Here is a 15,886-nt window from a genome sequence, read left to right on the forward strand (position 1 = left end):
GTCTCACTCCGGATGGGCGGTCAGCAGGCCGCCGCGCTGCGCGATGGGCAGGAACTTGCGATCCTCCGGCCCGATGTAATGGGCCGAGGGCCGGATGATCTTGTTGTCGAGCCGCTGTTCCACCACATGCGCGCCCCAGCCCGCCGTGCGGGAGATGACGAAGATCGGCGTGAACATCGCCGTCGGCACGCCCAGCAGGTGATAGGAAACGGCGGAATACCAGTCGAGGTTCGGGAACATCTGCTTCGCGTCCCACATCACGGCCTCGATCCGCTCGGCCACGTCGAACATCCTCATCGACCCGGCTTCTTCGGCCAGTTGCCGCGCGACGCGCTTGATGACGACATTGCGCGGGTCCGCGACGGTATAGACCGGATGGCCGAAGCCGATCACCACCTCCTTCGCCTCTACCCGCCGCCGGATGTCCTGTTCGGCCGCGTCGGGGGTGGGGTAGCGCTTCTGGATCTCGAAGGCCATTTCGTTCGCGCCGCCGTGCTTCGGCCCGCGCAAGGCGCCGATGGCACCTGCGACGCAGGAATAGACATCCGACCCCGTGCCGGCGATGGTCCGCGCGGTGAAGGTCGAGGCGTTGAACTCATGCTCGGCATAGAGGATCAGCGTCGTGTGCATCGCCTTCACATGCGCGGGCGTGGCCGGGTGGCCGTGCAGCAGATGCAGGAAATGCCCCGCGATACTGTCGTCGTCGGTTTCGACCGTGATCCGCCGCCCGTTCTGGCTATAATGATACCAGTAGAGCAGCATCGAGCCCTGCGCCGCGATCAGCCGGTCGGCGATGTCACGCGCGCCGGGGGTGTTGTGGTCGGCGGCCTCCGGCAGCGCGCAGCCCATGGCCGAGACGCCCGAGCGCAGCACATCCATCGGATGCGCCGCCGCCGGGATCGCCTCCAGCGTCGCGCGCACCGCCTGCGGAAGGCCCCTGAGCGCCCTCAGCTTCGCCTTGTAGGCACTCAGTTCCGCCGCCGTCGGCAGGCTGCCGTGGATCAGCAGATGCGCGATCTCCTCGAATTCGCAGGTCTCCGCGATGTCGAGGATGTCATAACCCCGATAATGCAGGTCGTTCCCGCTCTGGCCCACCGAACACAGCGCGGTATTCCCCGCGACCACGCCCGACAGCGCCACCGACTTCTTCGGTTTCCTGACGTCGCTCATTTCGCCCCCCGGTCGAAGATGCCATGCGGACGCGGCGCGCCGAGCAGGCCCGCATCCACCACGAAGTTCAGCTCCGTCAGATCCGCGAGATCCGGCAGGCTTTCCGCCGCCGTCAGGAACCGTTGCTGCTCCACCGGGGCGATCACCCCTTCCGAAAGCGTCAGGAACTTCTGCCGGTAGTTCTCGCGCCGGAACGGCCGGGCGCCGTCCGGATGCGCATCGGCCAGCGCCAGTTCCTCGGTGATCACCCGGCCGTTCTTCAGCGTGACCACGACACGGCCCCCGAACGCCTTCTCCTTCGGATCGCGGCTGTGGTAGCGGCGGGTCCAGTCCGGATCCTCCAGCGTGCTGATCTTGTGCCACAGCGCCACGGTTTCCGGCCGCGCGGCGCGGTCGGGGGCATAGGATTTCGCATGGTGCCAGCCGCCATCCTCCAGCGCCACCGCGAAGATATACATGATCGAATGGTCCAGCGTCTCGCGCGAGGCTTTCGGGTCCATCTTCTGCGGATCGTTCGCGCCGGTGCCGATCACATAATGCGTGTGATGCGAGGTGTGGATGACGATGCTGTCCACCTGCCGCAGGTCACCGATCATCGGCCCCATCTTGCGCGCAAGGTCGATCAGGGCCTGGCTCTGGTATTCCGCCGAATGCTCCTTGGTATAGGTGTCGAGGATCGCGCGCTTCGGCTCGCCCGTCTCCGGCAGCGGTACGGAATAGCGCGCCTCGGGGCCGGAGAGCAGCCAGGCGATGAAGCCATCCTCGCCCTCCCACGCGGGGCTCGGCGCGCCTTCGCCGCGCATCACCCGGTCCACGGCCTCCACCGCCATCTTGCCCGCGAAGGCGGGGGCATAGGCTTTCCACGACGAAATCTCGCCCTTGCGGCTCTGGCGGGTGGTGGTGGTGACATGCAGCGCCTGTTGCACCGCCTGATAGATGATGTCGGTCGGCAGGTTCAGCGCCGTGCCGATCCCCGCCGCCGCCGACGGCCCGAGATGCGCGATATGGTCGATCTTGTGTTCATGCAGGCAGATCCCCTTCACCAGATCGACCTGAATTTCATAGCCCGTCGCCAGCCCCCGGATCAGATCGTTGCCCGACAGCCCGCAATGCTGCGCCACGGCCAGGATCGGCGGGATATTGTCGCCCGGATGCGAATATTCGGCGGCAAGGAACGTGTCGTGGAAGTCGAGCTCCCGCACCGCCGTGCCATTCGCCCAGGCCGCCCATTCCGGGCTGACCCGCTCCGTCACGCCAAAGACCGTCGCGCCGGGCGTGTAGGGATGGCACAAAGCCTGCGCCCGGGCCGAGGCCACCGGACGGCGCGCGACAGAGGCCGCCGCCACCGCCGCATTGTCGATGATCCGGTTGATGATCATCTCCGTCACCTCGGGCAGCACCGCCACAGGATCCGCCGCCACCTCGGCGATCTTCCACGCCAACTGGTCTTCGCGCGGCAGGTGTTCGGCGGATTTATACGTCCGCACCTCATGCGTTTTCATCGTCTCTTCCCTTTTGTTGCAATTCACGCGCGACCGGCCGCGGACGCCCCGCATCATCGACCGCCACCATCTCGAACCGGCCGTTCAGCGCGCGCCGCCCGGCGCCCACCACGCCGCTGACCTCCACCGTCATCGACGTGCACCCGGTGCGGATCACCGAGGCCCGGAGTTCGAGGATCTCGCCCACCTTCACCGGCGTCGCGAAATCCACCCGCTCGGAGCGCGCCATCACCACCGGCATCCGCGCATGCGCCGTCGCCGCGACAAAGGCCGCCTTCGCCATCAGCGACAGCGCATTGCCGCCGAACAGCGTTCCGTAATGGTTCGCCTGTTCGGGAAAGATCATTTCGACCATGACAACATCGGGCTGCATCGGGGACCGTGGGCTTCACAAGATTGGCAAAACCAGATATTCACAGGCCGAGATCATCATAAACCACTGAAATTGCGGTATCTTGTTAAGGATCGCCGTGTAAATTGCGAAGGTTGCGAAGATGGCAAAGACCTATATGGGCCTGCGGTTGCGGCGGCTGCGCGAGGATCGCGGCATGACCCAGGCGGATCTGGCCCGCGCGCTCGACATCAGCCCGAGCTACCTGAACCAGATCGAGCACAACCAACGCCCGCTGACGGTGCCGGTACTGCTGCGGCTGAACGCCGTCTTCGGCCTCGACGTGCAGTTGTTCTCCGACGAAGAGGAGGCGCGGCTGATCACCGACCTGCGCGCCGCGCTGGCCGATCAGGGCACCGGGGCGACGCTGGCCGAGGTGCGCCACCTGGCCGCCAACATGCCCGCCATCGCGGGCGGGATCGTCGCCATGCACCGCCGCCTGCGCGACACCGCCGAACGGGCGGACCTTCTGGCCGGGCGGCTGACCGCCGCGCCGGTAAGCGCGCCGGCGGCCTTTGAATCGGTGCGCGACTGGTTCTACGAGCGGCGCAACTATGTCGCCGAACTCGACGAGGCCGCCGAGGCGATCGGCGCCGCGCTGCCGCCCGGGCGGATGCTGCCCGGGCTGATCGACCGGCTGGCCGGGCGCCACGGCATCCGCATCGCCCGCAGCACCGGCGGCGAGGCGCTGCGCAGCTTCGACCCGTCGGACCGGATCCTGCGGCTGGCGGGGCATCTGACGCCGGGCCAGCAATGTTTCCAGATCGCCACCCAGATCGCTTTCCTGGAACAGGGCGAGATCCTGCACCGGCTCTCCGGCGATGCGGAACTGGCGCCGGAGGCGCAGGCGCTGCTGCGGATCGGGCTGGCGAATTACTTCGCCGGAGCGCTGATCCTGCCCTATGGCCGGTTCCTGCAAACCGCCGAGGAACTGCGCTATGACATCGACCTTCTGGCGCGCGGCTTCGGCGTGGGTTTCGAGACCACCTGCCACCGGCTCTCGACCCTGCAACGGCCCGAGGCGCGCGGCGTGCCGTTCTTCTTCGTGCGGGTGGATCGGGCGGGGAATATCTCCAAACGGCAATCGGCGACGGATTTCCACTTTGCCCGGATCGGCGGTTCCTGCCCGCTGTGGAACGTCTACGAAGCCTTCGCCCGCCCGGGCGAAATCCTGCGCCAGGTGGCGCAGATGCCGGACGGGCGCAGCTACCTGTGGATCGCGCGGATGGTGCGCCACCGGCTGGGCGGTTTCGGCGCGGCGGACAAGACCTTTGCCGTCGCGCTCGGCTGCGACCTCGCCCATGCGGAGCGGCTGGTCTATGGCCGGGGGCTGAACCTGCGCGGCCCGGATCTTGCCATCAGGATCGGCCCGGGCTGCAAGGTCTGCGAACGCAACGGCTGCCCGCAGCGCGCCTTTCCGATGGTGGGCCGCCCCCTTGCGATCCGCGAGACCGAGGCCCGGTTCGCGCCCTATTCCCCCGGCGCCGAAACCGCCTGATCCCGGATCACGTTTCCGGCATCAAGGCGCTTGACAGCGGCTCCCCCGCACGGCAAGCCAAGGGGGCTTCGGTTCCGGCCCATCGCCGGATGAAAAGGGAACAGCGGTGAGTCGCGGCAATCCGGGACGAATCCGCGGCTGCCCCCGCAACTGTAAGCGGCGAGCGACGGCCGACCGTAGTCACTGGGGTTCCCCCGGGAAGACCGGCCCGAGCGATGACCCGCAAGTCAGGAGACCTGCCGAGGCATTCACCCATTCCCGGTGCGGGGCGCGCCAGGGGAGCGGCATCCCCGCAGCGGTGACCGTCATTGGTCTGCGGGGGCGATGGCCTTCCGCCGGACCCGATCTGCAATCGGCGGGCGCTGCCTGCCTACGGGAGGCCACGGCATGATCCGGCCCACGCATATCTCCATTCTCGCGCTGACGGCGCTGCTGCCCTCGCTTGCACTGGCGCAGGACGAAGTGACGCTCGACACGATCATCGTCTCGGGCGGGCTGACGCCGATCGAATCCGGCGCCTACGGCGGCGCCTATACCGTGCTGACCGGCGAAGAGATCGAGAAACGCGGCATCGCCACGGTGCAGGACGCCCTGCGCGCGGTGCCCGGGGTATCGGTCAACGGCTCCGGGTCGAGCTATACCCAGGTCCGGATCCGGGGCGGCGAGGCCAACCACACGCTGATCCTGATCGACGGGATCGAGGCCACCGGCGGCGCGGACGAATATATCCTGAGCGGGCTGGAGACCGCGAACATCGACCGGATCGAGGTGCTGCGCGGCCCGCAATCGGTCTATTACGGCTCGAACGCCTCGGCGGGGGTCATCAACATCATCACCCGCAAGGGCGAAATCGGCACGCATTACGGCGGTTCGGTCGAATATGGCAACGGCTTCGCCGTCTCGGGTCATGCCTCGCACCGCAGCGAACGCGGCAGCATCGCGCTGAACCTCTCGGGGCGGCACGACAAGGGCTATGACGAGTCGGGCGACGGCGGCGAGCGCGACGGCACCGACCGGCGCACCGCGACCCTTTCGGGCGACTGGAAGGCGACCGAGGATCTGACCCTCGGCTTCACCCTGCGCCGGGCAAAGGAGAAATACCGCCACGATTCCACCAGCTACATGGCGACCGATGCCGCAAGCTATGTGGTGGACGACCGCTTCCCGCACAGCACCCGGCAGGAGTTCACCGGCGGCCTCTGGGCGGAATTCGCCATGCTCGACGGGCGGCTGACGCATCGGCTGGACTATCAGGATTCGGTCTTCAAGCAGAACTACAACGACGGCGACTATACCCGGGGCGAGACCGAGAAGCTGAAATACCGGCTGAGCTACGGGCTCGATGGCCGGGCGGTGGCGGACAGCGCGCATCTGCTCAACCTGCTGGCGGAAAAGCAGAAGGACAGTTCGTCGAGCGCGCCGGATTACGAACGCGAGATGACCTCCCTTGCGCTGGAATACCGGGGGTCGCTGCCGAATGGCGTCGATGTGCAGGCGGGCATCCGGCATGACGACAACAAGGTCTTCGAGGATGACAACAGCTGGAACCTCGGCCTGTCCTGGCGGATCCCGGAAACCGGGCTGCGGCTCCATGCCTCGGCGGGCAAGGGCGTCGTGAACCCGTCCTATTTCGAGCTTTACGCCAATGCGGATTATGGGTCGAGCGTCTACAAGGGCAACCCGCATCTGAAGCCAGAGAAGAACCGCGGCTATGACATCGGCGTCGAGGCGGAGTTCCTTGACGGCCGGGCACTGGTCGACGTGACCTATTTCAACCAGAAGCTGGAGGATGAGATCACCAGCTATCTTGCCTCGGCGGAGGGCGGGGTCTCGACCTTCTCCTATCGCAACCAGCACGGCCACAGCCCGCGTCAGGGGGTCGAGGTCTCGGGCCGGTTCCAGGCGACGGACGACCTGCTGCTGAGCGGCACCTACACCTATCTGGATGCGAAGAACGCCGACAAGACGGTTGCCGTGCGCCGTCCGCGCCATGAACTGGGCCTGACGGCATCGCTCGGGTTCATGGACGGGCGCGGCACGGTGTCCGCCGATGTCCGCTATGTGGCGGACAACTACGACAGCCAGTGGTGGGGCAGCTACGCCAAGGCGAAACTGCCCGACTATGCCACCCTCAACCTCGCGGCGGGCTATGACCTGACGGAGAACCTGCGCCTGACCGGACGGGTCGTGAACCTGTTCGACAAGGGCTATTCGGACGTCTGGGGCTATGCCTCGCAGGGGCGCACCGTCTATGCCGGGGTCGAGGCGAAGTGGTGATCCGCGCCCTCGGGCTGGCGCTGGCCCTCGGGCTGGCGCTTCCCGCCATGGCGGGGCCCGCGCGGGTGGTGTCGATGAACCTGTGCACCGATCAGCTGGCGCTGATGCTGGCGGCGCCGGGGCAGCTGGTTTCGGTCTCCTATCTGTCCCACGATCCGGCGACCGCGCCGATGGTGACGGATCTGCCGGTCAACCATGGGCTGGCCGAGGAGATCTACCTGCTGCGCCCCGATCTGGTTCTGGCCGGGCGCTACACCACGCTGACCACCGTCGCCATGCTGCGCCGGCTCGGCATTCCCGTCGTCGTCTTCGATCCGGAGAGCGATTTCGACGGCATTCGCGCCAATCTGCGCCGGATGGGCGAAGTGCTGAACCGCGCGGCGCAGGCCGAGGCGGTGGTGGCGCAATTCGATGCCGATCTGGCCGCCCTGCCCCCGCCGCCCAGGACGCGCCCGCGCGCCGCGCTGTATTCCGCGAACGGCTATACCTCGGGCGACCAGAGCCTTGCCGGGCAGATCCTTGCCGCCGCGGGCTATGCCAATATCGCCACCGAACTGGGCATCCCTCAGGGCGGTATCCTGCCGGTCGAGCAACTGGTGCTGGCCGGTCCCGATCTGCTGATCCTCGGGCGGCGCTATCCCGGCGCGGCCCGGGCGCAGGAGGTGCTCGACCATCCCGCCATCGCGGCCTTGCGCCAGTACGCGGCCACCGGCACGATGACGGATCGCGATTGGGTCTGCGGCACGCCCCATATCCTGCGTGCGATCCGCGCCGTGCCACCTGCCGGGAGCCTCGGATGAAGCTGTTTCTTGCGCTTGGTGTTCTGGTGCTGGGGCTGTTCACCGCCTCGCTGCTGATCGGCCCCGCCGCGCTCGACCCGATCACCAGCCTGAAGGCCCTGTTCGGCCCGCGCGACACCCTGATCGCCATCGTGATGCAGGAACTGCGCCTGCCGCGCGCGCTGCTCGGCGTGATCGTGGGGGCGAGCCTTGGCCTTGCGGGCGCGGCGATGCAGGGATTCCTGCGCAATCCGCTGGCGGAACCGGGGCTGATCGGGACATCGGCCTCGGCGGCGCTTGGCGCGGTGCTGGCGATCCATACCGGGCTTGCGGCGCTGGCTCCGCTCGCGCTGCCCTTGGCGGCGCTCGGGGGGGCGATGCTGTCGGTGCTCCTGATCCTCGCGCTGGCGGGGGCGGGCGGCGGGGCGCTGCCGCTGATCCTCGCGGGGGTGGCGATTTCGGCGCTCGCGGGGGCGGCAACGTCGCTGGTGCTGAACCTCTCGCCCAACCCCTTCGCGGCGAACGAGATTGTGTTCTGGATGATGGGCTCGCTCGCCGACCGCTCGATGGTGCATGTCTGGACCGCCCTGCCCTTCATCGTGCTCGGCGCGGCGCTGATCCTGCCCTGCGGGCGCGGCCTTGGCGCCCTGACGCTGGGCGAGGATGCCGCCGCGACGATGGGCGTCCGGCTGCCCCGGCTGCGGCTGATGCTGGTGTGCGGCACGGCGGCGCTGGTGGGTGCCTCGACGGCGGTGGCGGGTGCGGTGGGCTTCGTCGGGCTGGTGGTGCCGCATCTGCTGCGCCGCGCGGTGGGGGCGGATCCGGTGCGGCTCCTGCCCGCCTCGGCGCTTGGCGGGGCGGCGGTGATCCTCGCGGCCGACATCGCGGTGCGGCTGATCCTGCCGGATCGGGATCTGAAGCTCGGCGTGGTCACCGCGCTGGTTGGCGCGCCCTTCTTCCTGCACATGATCGTCAGGACGCGGAGGGGTGGATGGTGAGCCTGCTCGACCTGCGCGGCTTTGGCGTCCGGCGTGACGGGCGACAGATCCTGAAGGATATCGACCTGACCGTGCGGCCGGGCGAATTCATCGGCCTGCTCGGCCCCAATGGCACGGGGAAAACGACGCTGCTGCGCGCGGCGCTCGGGTTGCTGCCCGCGAGCGGTCATTCCTCCCTCGCCGCCCTCTCCGCCACGGCCCGGGCGCGGGCGGCGGCCTTCCTGCCGCAGGGGCGTGACATCGCCTGGCCGATGCCGGTCGAGGCGCTGGTGGCGCTTGGCCGCACCCCCTGGCCCGGCCCGACCGACCGCGCCGCGGTGGACCGCGCCATCGCCGCGCTGGATCTGGAACCCTTCCGCCACCGCCCGGCCACCGCGCTTTCCGGGGGCGAGCAGACCCGCGTCCTGATCGCCCGCGCGCTGGCACAGGAAGCCCCGCTGCTGATCGCCGACGAACCCGCCGCCGGGCTCGATCCCGCCGCGCAGATCGCGACGATGCGGCTGTTCGCGGGGCTGGCGGAACGGGGCGGCGCGGTGCTGGCCTCGCTCCACGACCTCGGCCTTGCGGCGCGGCACTGCACCCGGCTGATCCTGCTGCACGAGGGCGGGATCGTCGCCGACGGCCCGCCGATCCCGGTGCTGTGTGCCGAAAACATGGCCCGGGTCTTTGGCATCACCGCCCATGCCGCGCTGACGCCCGAGGGCTTCATCTTCCAACCGCTCGACACCCTGAGGAGACCGCCATGCAGCTCGACACCTTCCTGACCGATCCCGAGGCCGGCTGGTCGATGGGCTCCTTCGGCGCGATCTGCGAGTTCCACCATGTCGCGGGCGACCCGATGCCCGCCGCCGGGCCGGGGTGCCGCATGGTCACCGCGCGCGGCGGGATCCGGCTCGACCGGCTGGAGGAGGTCCGCCCCGTCGCCTGGGAGGCGCTGAGCCGCGACGCCACCCGCTGGCAACAGGGCGTGTCGCTCTGCCTGCCCGAAGGCGGTTACGCGATGGCCACGCGCGACGTGCTGACCGAACTCGGCCCCGATGACGGCGCGCTGCGCGACACGGACCGCGGCGCGATCCTCTTCGACCTCGGCCTTGCTCAGGCGCAGGTCGATTTCTGCATCCGCACCAACGATCCCGATCTGATCGCGGTGCTGCGCGGCGCGCTTGGCACCTCGGTCTTCGCGCCGGGCTGCCCGGCGATGCCCGCGATCCTCTCCCGTCACCCGGCGCGGATCGCGCTGAGCCGGATCGGCCGGATCGAGGTCTATCAGAAGATCGGCGGGCCGGAGACGGGCGGCGCCTCGCCCATCGGCCCGCATACCCATCTGCTGCCGCAACTGATGCGCAGCGGCCGGACCCATTCCGCCAATACGCCGATCCCGGCGGGCTGGATCCCGGTCGCGGGGCTCCATCCGGCAAGCGCGGTGAGCGATCCGCTCGGCCAGCCGCGCGCCTTCGACCGCGCGCGGTTCGATGCCTTCGCCGCCCTGCTCGACCAATGGGGCGATCCGGAGACGCTGGCGGTCAAGACCGCCACCCGCGACGCGCTCGCCCGAAGGATCGCGCCCGAGGATTTCACCCCGCCCGGCGACCGTTTCGGCCGGGTCGCGCTGCGCGTCGCCCTGCGGCAGGCGGCCCGGACGAATCCCTCCGCCCTGCTCGACCGCTACCGCCAGACCTTCGACAAGACCGAGGAGGGCGCCGAAGGCGGCTAATGCGGCGCCTGTCGCAAAATCAGGGCGCGGCGCGGTCGTCCAGCACGATCTGCAACAGCGCCAGATCCAGCCAGCGGCCGAATTTCTGCCCGACCTGCGGCATCACGCCGATATCCTCGAACCCCAGCTTGCGGTGCAGCGCGATCGACGGGGCATTCCCCGCCTCGATCGCCGCCACCATGACATGCAGCCCGCGCGCCCGGGCATAGGCCAGCAGTTGCTCCATCAGCGCCCGGCCCCGCCCGCCGCCGCGCCGGTCGGTGCGGATATAGACCGAATGCTCCACCGTCTCGCGGTAGCCGTCAAAGGCGCGGAACGGGCCGTAGCTCGCATAGCCCGTGACCTCGCCCGCCTCCTCCAGCACCAGAACCGGCAGGCCCTGCTCCTGCCGCGCCTGCATCCAGGCGACGCGGTTCGCCGCATCGACCTGCACATCGTTCCAGATCGCGGTCGAATGGACCACGGCATCGTTGTAGATCGCGGCGATGGCCGCGGCATCCTCGGGGGTGGCGTCTCGGATCATGGGGGCTCCTGTTTTCGCCCACCATGATCCAACGCGCGGCGGATGCAAGTCAGCCCAGCAGCCGGCGCGCGATCACCTGCGCCTGAATCTCGGCAGCGCCCTCGAAGATGTTCAGAATCCGGGCATCGCACAGCACCCGGCTGATCGTGTATTCCAGCGCGAAGCCATTGCCGCCGTGGATCTGCAAGGCATTGTCCGCCGCCGCCCAGGCCACGCGCGCACCCAGGAGCTTCGCCATCCCGGCCTCAAGGTCGCAGCGCGTGCCGTGGTCCTTCTGCCAGGCCGAGAAATAGGTCAGCTGCCGCGCGATCATGATTTCCACCGCCATCATCGCGAGCTTCCCGGCCACGCGCGGGAAGGCGATCAGCGGCTGGCCGAACTGCTTGCGGTCGATGGCATAGCGCATGCCGATCTCGCAGGCCGCCTGCGCCACGCCGACGGCACGGGCGGCGGTCTGGATCCGGGCGCTCTCGAAGGTCTCCATCAACTGCTTGAACCCCTTGCCGGTCTCGCCGCCCAGAAGGTTCTCGCCCTTCACCCGGAAACCGTCGAAGCCGAGTTCGTATTCCTTCATGCCGCGATAGCCCAGCACCTCGATCTCGCCGCCGGTCATGCCGGGCGTCGGGAACGGGTTGTCGTCGGTGCCCGGGGTCTTTTCGGCAAGGAACATCGACAGGCCGCGGTAATCGGTCGTCTCGGGCTCGGTCCGGGCGAGCAGGGTCATCACATGGGTGCGCTGCGCATGGGTGATCCAGGTCTTGTTGCCGGTCACCAGCCAGTCGTCGCCCTCCTTCACCGCGCGGGTGCGCAGGCTGCCGAGGTCGGAGCCGGTGTTCGGCTCGGTGAACACCGCCGTGGACAGGATTTCACCCGAGGCAAGGCCCGGCAGCCATTTCTGCTTCTGCGCCTCGGTCCCGCCGCACAGGATCAGTTCGGCGGCGATTTCCGAACGCGTGCCGAGCGAGCCCACCCCGATATAGCCGCGCGACAACTCCTCCGTCACCACCGCCATCGACGCCTTCGACAGGCCGAGCCCGCCGTATTCCTCCGGGATCGTCAGGCCGAAGACACCGAGTTCGGCCAGTTCCTCGATGATCTCCATCGGGATCAGCTCGTCCTTCAGGTGCCATTCATGAGCGTTCGGGATCACCCGCTCCTCCGCATAGCGGTGGAACTGGTCGCGGATCATTTCCAGGTCTTCGTCCAGCCCCGAGGCCCCGAACAGCGCCCGGCCCTGATTGTCCTGCATCAGCGCGACCAGCGCCATCCGCGCCGCCGGGGTATTGCCCTCGGCCATCAGTGCGGCGGCCTCCGGCCCCGGCGTCCAGCTCAGGCCAAGGTCCGACAGCCGCGCGATCTCGCCTTGCGACATCGGGATGCCGCCCGCGATCTGGTTCAGGTATTCGCCGAAGCCGATTTGCAGAATCAGCCCCTCCATCGCGCCGAAATTCCCGGCTTCCGCCACCCGCCCCGCCCAGCCGCGCAACTGCGCCAGCGATTGCTCATAGGTCGCCAGCCACGAAAGCGCATGGGCCGCGAACTGATCGGCCTCCAGCGCCCGGGCCGACACCTTGCCCTCGCGGCTGACACGCGCCCTGAGCGCCGCCGTCGCCTGTGCGACCAGCGCCGCCACCTCGGGCAGCGCCGCCTGCGTCAGCGACAGGAGATCGGGCAGAAGGACAGTGGCGGACAGATCGGCGCCGTCGTGGGCCATGAGTCGGCTCCCTCGGTTATGCTGCGGTTGCATCGTGCCTAGGACATCGCAATCCGTTGCGCAATAAAAATTCGTCTAAAGCACAACGCAAGACCGAATATGTCCGCGTTGATTTTGCGCCCCGCTGTGGACTGGACGCGCGGGCCGTGGCGCATTAGGTGGAAAGGGCCAAGGAGAGCGCGATGAAACCTGCCCTGACACTCTACCTCGCGGCCCCGCGCGGATTTTGCGCCGGTGTGGACCGCGCGATCAAGATCGTCGAGATGGCGCTCGAAAAATGGGGCGCGCCGGTCTATGTGCGCCACGAGATCGTGCACAACAAATTCGTGGTCGACGGGCTGCGCGAAAAGGGCGCGGTCTTCGTCGAGGAACTGGACGAGTGCCCGGACGACCGGCCGGTGATCTTTTCCGCCCATGGCGTGCCGAAGGCGGTTCCGGCCGAGGCGTTGCGGCGCAACATGATCCAGGTCGATGCCACCTGCCCGCTGGTGACCAAGGTCCATAACGAAGCCGCGCGCCACCATGCGAACGGGCTTCAGATGGTGATGATCGGCCATGCCGGCCACCCCGAGACGCTGGGCACCATGGGGCAACTGCCGGAGGGCGAGGTGCTTCTGGTCGAGACGGTCGCGGATGTGGCGCAGATCACCCCGCGCGATCCGGAAAAGCTCGCCTTCATCACCCAGACCACGCTTTCGGTCGATGACACCGCCGGGATCGTCGCGGCGCTGCGCGACCGCTTCCCCTTCATCATCGGGCCGGGGCGCGAGGATATCTGCTATGCCACCACCAACCGGCAGACGGCGGTGAAGGCGATCGCGCCGAAGATCGACGCGCTTCTGGTGATCGGCGCGCCGAACAGCTCCAATTCACGTCGTCTGGTCGAGGTCGGCCGCGCGGCGGGCTGCGCCTACAGCCAGTTGGTGGGCCGCGCCGACGAGATCGACTGGCGCGCGATCGAGGGGATCCGCGCCGTCGGCGTCACCGCCGGGGCCTCGGCGCCCGAGGTGCTGATCAACGAGGTGATCGACGCCTTCCGCGACCGCTACGAGGTCACCGTGGACCTGGTGGAAACCGCGCGCGAGGACATCGAATTCAAGGTTCCCAAGGTGCTGCGGGAAGCTGGCTGACCCCCGACCTTCGGCGCATTGCCCAAAGGATCGGTCGCCCCTACGCTTCCCCACAGCAAAGGGAGGACCACATGACCGTCTATCTGATCGCCGAGGTGAAGGTTACCGATGACGCCTGGATCCCCGATTACGCCGCGCATGTGCATGACATCGCCGCCCGGCACAACGGGCGCTACCTGTCGCGCAGCGGGGCCATCGAGACGCTGGAAGGCGCACCCACCGATGTGACACTGATCGCGCTGGTGCAGTTTCCCAGCCGCACCGATGCGCTGGCCTTCGTGAACGACCCCGCCTATGCGCGCTTTGCGCAGGCGCGGCAGGCCGGATCGGTGAGCCACTTCCGCCTGATCGACGACACCGACCTGGCCGGGGCGATCCCCTATCTGGGCAAACCCTGAGCCGAGAGCGGCGGCTTTCGGCGCATGACCGGCGGGGGATACGATGAACCTCGCCGATCCCCGCCTGTATGGCTATACCCATACGGTGGGCAAACGGGGCCATCCCGGGCATTGCCCGCTGGACTACGCTGCCGGGATATGTGGGGCTTGATGACTGAACTTTACGCATGGACGGATGGGGCCTGTTCGGGGAACCCCGGGCCGGGGGGATGGGGCGTGCTGATGCGCGCGATGGAGGGCGAGGCCGTCCTGAAGGAGCGCACCCTGAACGGCGGCGAGCCCGACACCACCAACAACCGGATGGAGCTTCTGGCCGCGATCAACGCGCTGGAGGCGCTGACGCGGGACACGGCGATCACCATCACCACCGACTCGGCCTATGTGAAGAACGGCGTCACCGGCTGGATCCACGGCTGGAAGAAGAACGGTTGGAAGACGGCGGACAGGAAGCCGGTGAAGAACGTGGACCTGTGGCAGCGGCTGGATGCCGCGCAGGCCCGCCACCGGGTGACGTGGAAATGGATCAAGGGCCATGCGGGCCATGCCGAGAACGAGCGCGCCGACGAACTCGCACGCGAGGGCATGGCGCCCTTCAAGGGGAAATGAGCCCTAGAACAGGCTCATCACCAGGGGCGCCAGAAAGGCCGTCAGCACCGCGTTCAGCCCCATCCCGATCGAGGCGAAGACCCCCGCGGTGTCGTTCATCTGGAACGCCCGCGCGGTGCCGATGCCATGCGCCGCGACCCCGGTCGCCAGCCCGCGCGCGCGCCAATCGGTCAGCCCGAGCAGGTTCAGCATCGGCGTGACGAAGATCGCCCCCACCATGCCCGTCAGGATCACCAGCACCGCCGTCAGCGTGGGCTGCCCGCCCAGACCCTGCGAAATCCCGATCGCCACCGGCGCCGTCGCCGATTTCGGCGCGAGCGTCGCCAGCAGCGCGTGATCCGCGCCCAGCAGCCAGGCGATCCCGAGCGCCGATCCGATCGCCGCCACCGACCCCACAACCAGCGCCGCCGCGATCGGCAGGATCGCGCGCCGGATCGCCATCATGTTCGCCTGCAACGGGATCGCCAGGCACACCGTCGCCGGGCCGAGCATGAAATGCACGAACTGCGCCCCGGCGAAATATTTCTCGTAGCTCGTCCCGGTCAGTTCCAGCATCGCGGCCAGCAACGCCACCGCGATCACCACCGCATTGACCAGCGGATTGCGCCCGGATTTCACGAAGAGCGTTTCGCCGATCCAATAGGCGAAGAGCGTGGCGCACAGCCACAGCAGCGGTTGCTGCGTCAGATAGGACCAGATCTGAAAGGCGTCAGTCATCGGCCTTGCTCCCGGTCAGACGCGCGACCCAGGTGAAGGTGAAAGCCCCCACCACGATGGCGAACAGCGTCGAGATCAGCACCGAGGCGGAGATCGCCAGCCAGTGTTCCTCGATCGTGTGCAGGTTGGCGACGATGCCGACGCCCACCGGCACGAACAGCAAAGACAGATTGCGCAACAGCCCCTGCCCCGCCGGGGCGACGATGGCGGACAGTCTGGGAAAGGCCGTCAGCGCGACGACCATGCCGATCATGCCGAGGACCGGCCCCGGCAACGGCAGATGCAGCGCGCGCGAGATCACCTCGCCGACGAGCTGGAACAACAGGATGATGGCAAAAGCCGGAACGAGCATCACGGCCTCCTTGGCTTGGATTGCGGCGGCTTGGATTGCGGGAACCTACCCGGATCGCGCGGGGGTGCAAGCGCTGTCAGGGCATGGCTGAATCCCGCCCGGCGGGGGCGCGCGGTT

16 protein-coding genes and 1 riboswitch are annotated in these 15,886 nt (G+C 68.2%); of the genes, 9 read left to right on the forward strand and 7 right to left on the reverse strand.

Annotation, left to right across the window (positions count from 1 at the left end; translation table 11 throughout):
* Positions 1–3 precede the first annotated feature (3 nt).
* From prpC to QM789_RS17435, 3 genes are read right to left on the reverse strand one after another with little or no spacing between them, the layout of a single operon-like run.
* On the reverse strand, positions 4–1,170 hold the full coding sequence (gene prpC / locus QM789_RS17425; protein WP_420353092.1) for a bifunctional 2-methylcitrate synthase/citrate synthase: 1,167 nt from the start codon (positions 1,168–1,170) through the stop codon (positions 4–6).
* Complete coding sequence (gene prpD, locus QM789_RS17430) at positions 1,167–2,672, reverse strand: 2-methylcitrate dehydratase PrpD (protein ID WP_420353093.1); 1,506 nt, start codon at positions 2,670–2,672, stop codon at positions 1,167–1,169. The genes prpC and prpD overlap by 4 nt, the downstream gene beginning before the upstream one ends.
* Positions 2,659–3,027: an acyl-CoA thioesterase gene (locus QM789_RS17435; protein ID WP_420353094.1), complete on the reverse strand. Its 369-nt coding sequence runs from the start codon at positions 3,025–3,027 to the stop codon at positions 2,659–2,661. The genes prpD and QM789_RS17435 overlap by 14 nt, the downstream gene beginning before the upstream one ends.
* Before the next feature lie 139 nt (positions 3,028–3,166).
* On the opposite strand from QM789_RS17435, the gene QM789_RS17440 reads away from it, so the two are divergent.
* From QM789_RS17440 to QM789_RS17465, 6 genes are all read left to right on the forward strand, one after another.
* Positions 3,167–4,561 (forward strand): short-chain fatty acyl-CoA regulator family protein, encoded by a 1,395-nt coding sequence (locus QM789_RS17440; RefSeq protein ID WP_420353095.1) that lies wholly within the window; start codon positions 3,167–3,169, stop codon positions 4,559–4,561.
* A gap of 52 nt (positions 4,562–4,613) precedes the next feature.
* A riboswitch (cobalamin riboswitch) is annotated at positions 4,614–4,820 on the forward strand.
* A 128-nt stretch (positions 4,821–4,948) separates the two neighbouring features.
* On the forward strand, positions 4,949–6,838 hold the full coding sequence (locus QM789_RS17445) for a TonB-dependent receptor plug domain-containing protein (protein WP_420353096.1): 1,890 nt from the start codon (positions 4,949–4,951) through the stop codon (positions 6,836–6,838).
* Positions 6,835–7,638, forward strand: a complete 804-nt coding sequence (locus tag QM789_RS17450) for an ABC transporter substrate-binding protein (protein WP_420353097.1) — start codon at positions 6,835–6,837, stop codon at positions 7,636–7,638. Before QM789_RS17445 ends, QM789_RS17450 begins: the two co-directional genes overlap by 4 nt.
* Positions 7,635–8,615 carry a FecCD family ABC transporter permease gene (locus QM789_RS17455; protein WP_420353098.1) on the forward strand — a complete coding sequence of 327 codons (981 nt, stop codon included), beginning with the start codon at positions 7,635–7,637 and terminating at the stop codon, positions 8,613–8,615. The genes QM789_RS17450 and QM789_RS17455 overlap by 4 nt, the downstream gene beginning before the upstream one ends.
* Positions 8,612–9,379: an ABC transporter ATP-binding protein gene (locus QM789_RS17460; protein ID WP_420353339.1), complete on the forward strand. Its 768-nt coding sequence runs from the start codon at positions 8,612–8,614 to the stop codon at positions 9,377–9,379. The genes QM789_RS17455 and QM789_RS17460 overlap by 4 nt, the downstream gene beginning before the upstream one ends.
* Positions 9,358–10,329 (forward strand): DUF6925 family protein, encoded by a 972-nt coding sequence (locus QM789_RS17465; protein ID WP_420353099.1) that lies wholly within the window; start codon positions 9,358–9,360, stop codon positions 10,327–10,329. The genes QM789_RS17460 and QM789_RS17465 overlap by 22 nt, the downstream gene beginning before the upstream one ends.
* Before the next feature lie 19 nt (positions 10,330–10,348).
* Here the strand turns inward: QM789_RS17465 and QM789_RS17470 are convergent, their stop codons facing one another.
* Positions 10,349–10,852 (reverse strand): GNAT family N-acetyltransferase, encoded by a 504-nt coding sequence (locus QM789_RS17470; RefSeq protein ID WP_420353100.1) that lies wholly within the window; start codon positions 10,850–10,852, stop codon positions 10,349–10,351.
* 49 nt (positions 10,853–10,901) lie between these two features.
* Positions 10,902–12,566 carry an acyl-CoA dehydrogenase family protein gene (locus QM789_RS17475; protein ID WP_420353101.1) on the reverse strand — a complete coding sequence of 555 codons (1,665 nt, stop codon included), beginning with the start codon at positions 12,564–12,566 and terminating at the stop codon, positions 10,902–10,904.
* Positions 12,567–12,748: 182 nt separating this feature from the next.
* Here QM789_RS17475 and ispH point away from each other — a divergent pair, with 182 nt between their 5' ends.
* The 3 genes from ispH (at position 12,749) to rnhA (ending at position 14,700) form a co-directional block, all read left to right on the forward strand.
* Positions 12,749–13,696: a 4-hydroxy-3-methylbut-2-enyl diphosphate reductase gene (ispH, locus tag QM789_RS17480; protein ID WP_420353102.1), complete on the forward strand. Its 948-nt coding sequence runs from the start codon at positions 12,749–12,751 to the stop codon at positions 13,694–13,696.
* 71 nt (positions 13,697–13,767) lie between these two features.
* The gene (locus QM789_RS17485) at positions 13,768–14,094 is read left to right on the forward strand and encodes a DUF1330 domain-containing protein (protein WP_420353103.1); all 327 of its coding nucleotides are present in this window, start codon (positions 13,768–13,770) and stop codon (positions 14,092–14,094) included.
* A 150-nt stretch (positions 14,095–14,244) separates the two neighbouring features.
* Positions 14,245–14,700 carry a ribonuclease HI gene (gene rnhA / locus QM789_RS17490; RefSeq protein WP_420353104.1) on the forward strand — a complete coding sequence of 152 codons (456 nt, stop codon included), beginning with the start codon at positions 14,245–14,247 and terminating at the stop codon, positions 14,698–14,700.
* A gap of 3 nt (positions 14,701–14,703) precedes the next feature.
* On the opposite strand, the gene QM789_RS17495 is transcribed toward rnhA, so the two are convergent.
* Positions 14,704–15,417 (reverse strand): LrgB family protein, encoded by a 714-nt coding sequence (locus QM789_RS17495; RefSeq protein WP_420353105.1) that lies wholly within the window; start codon positions 15,415–15,417, stop codon positions 14,704–14,706.
* Entirely contained in the window at positions 15,410–15,769 is a 360-nt protein-coding gene (locus QM789_RS17500; RefSeq protein WP_420353106.1) for a CidA/LrgA family protein, read from the reverse strand. The genes QM789_RS17495 and QM789_RS17500 overlap by 8 nt, the downstream gene beginning before the upstream one ends.
* Between the last annotated feature and the right edge of the window lie 117 nt (positions 15,770–15,886).

It is taken from the genome of Paenirhodobacter sp., from assembly GCF_047600745.1.
Classification (GTDB): domain Bacteria; phylum Pseudomonadota; class Alphaproteobacteria; order Rhodobacterales; family Rhodobacteraceae; genus Rhodobacter.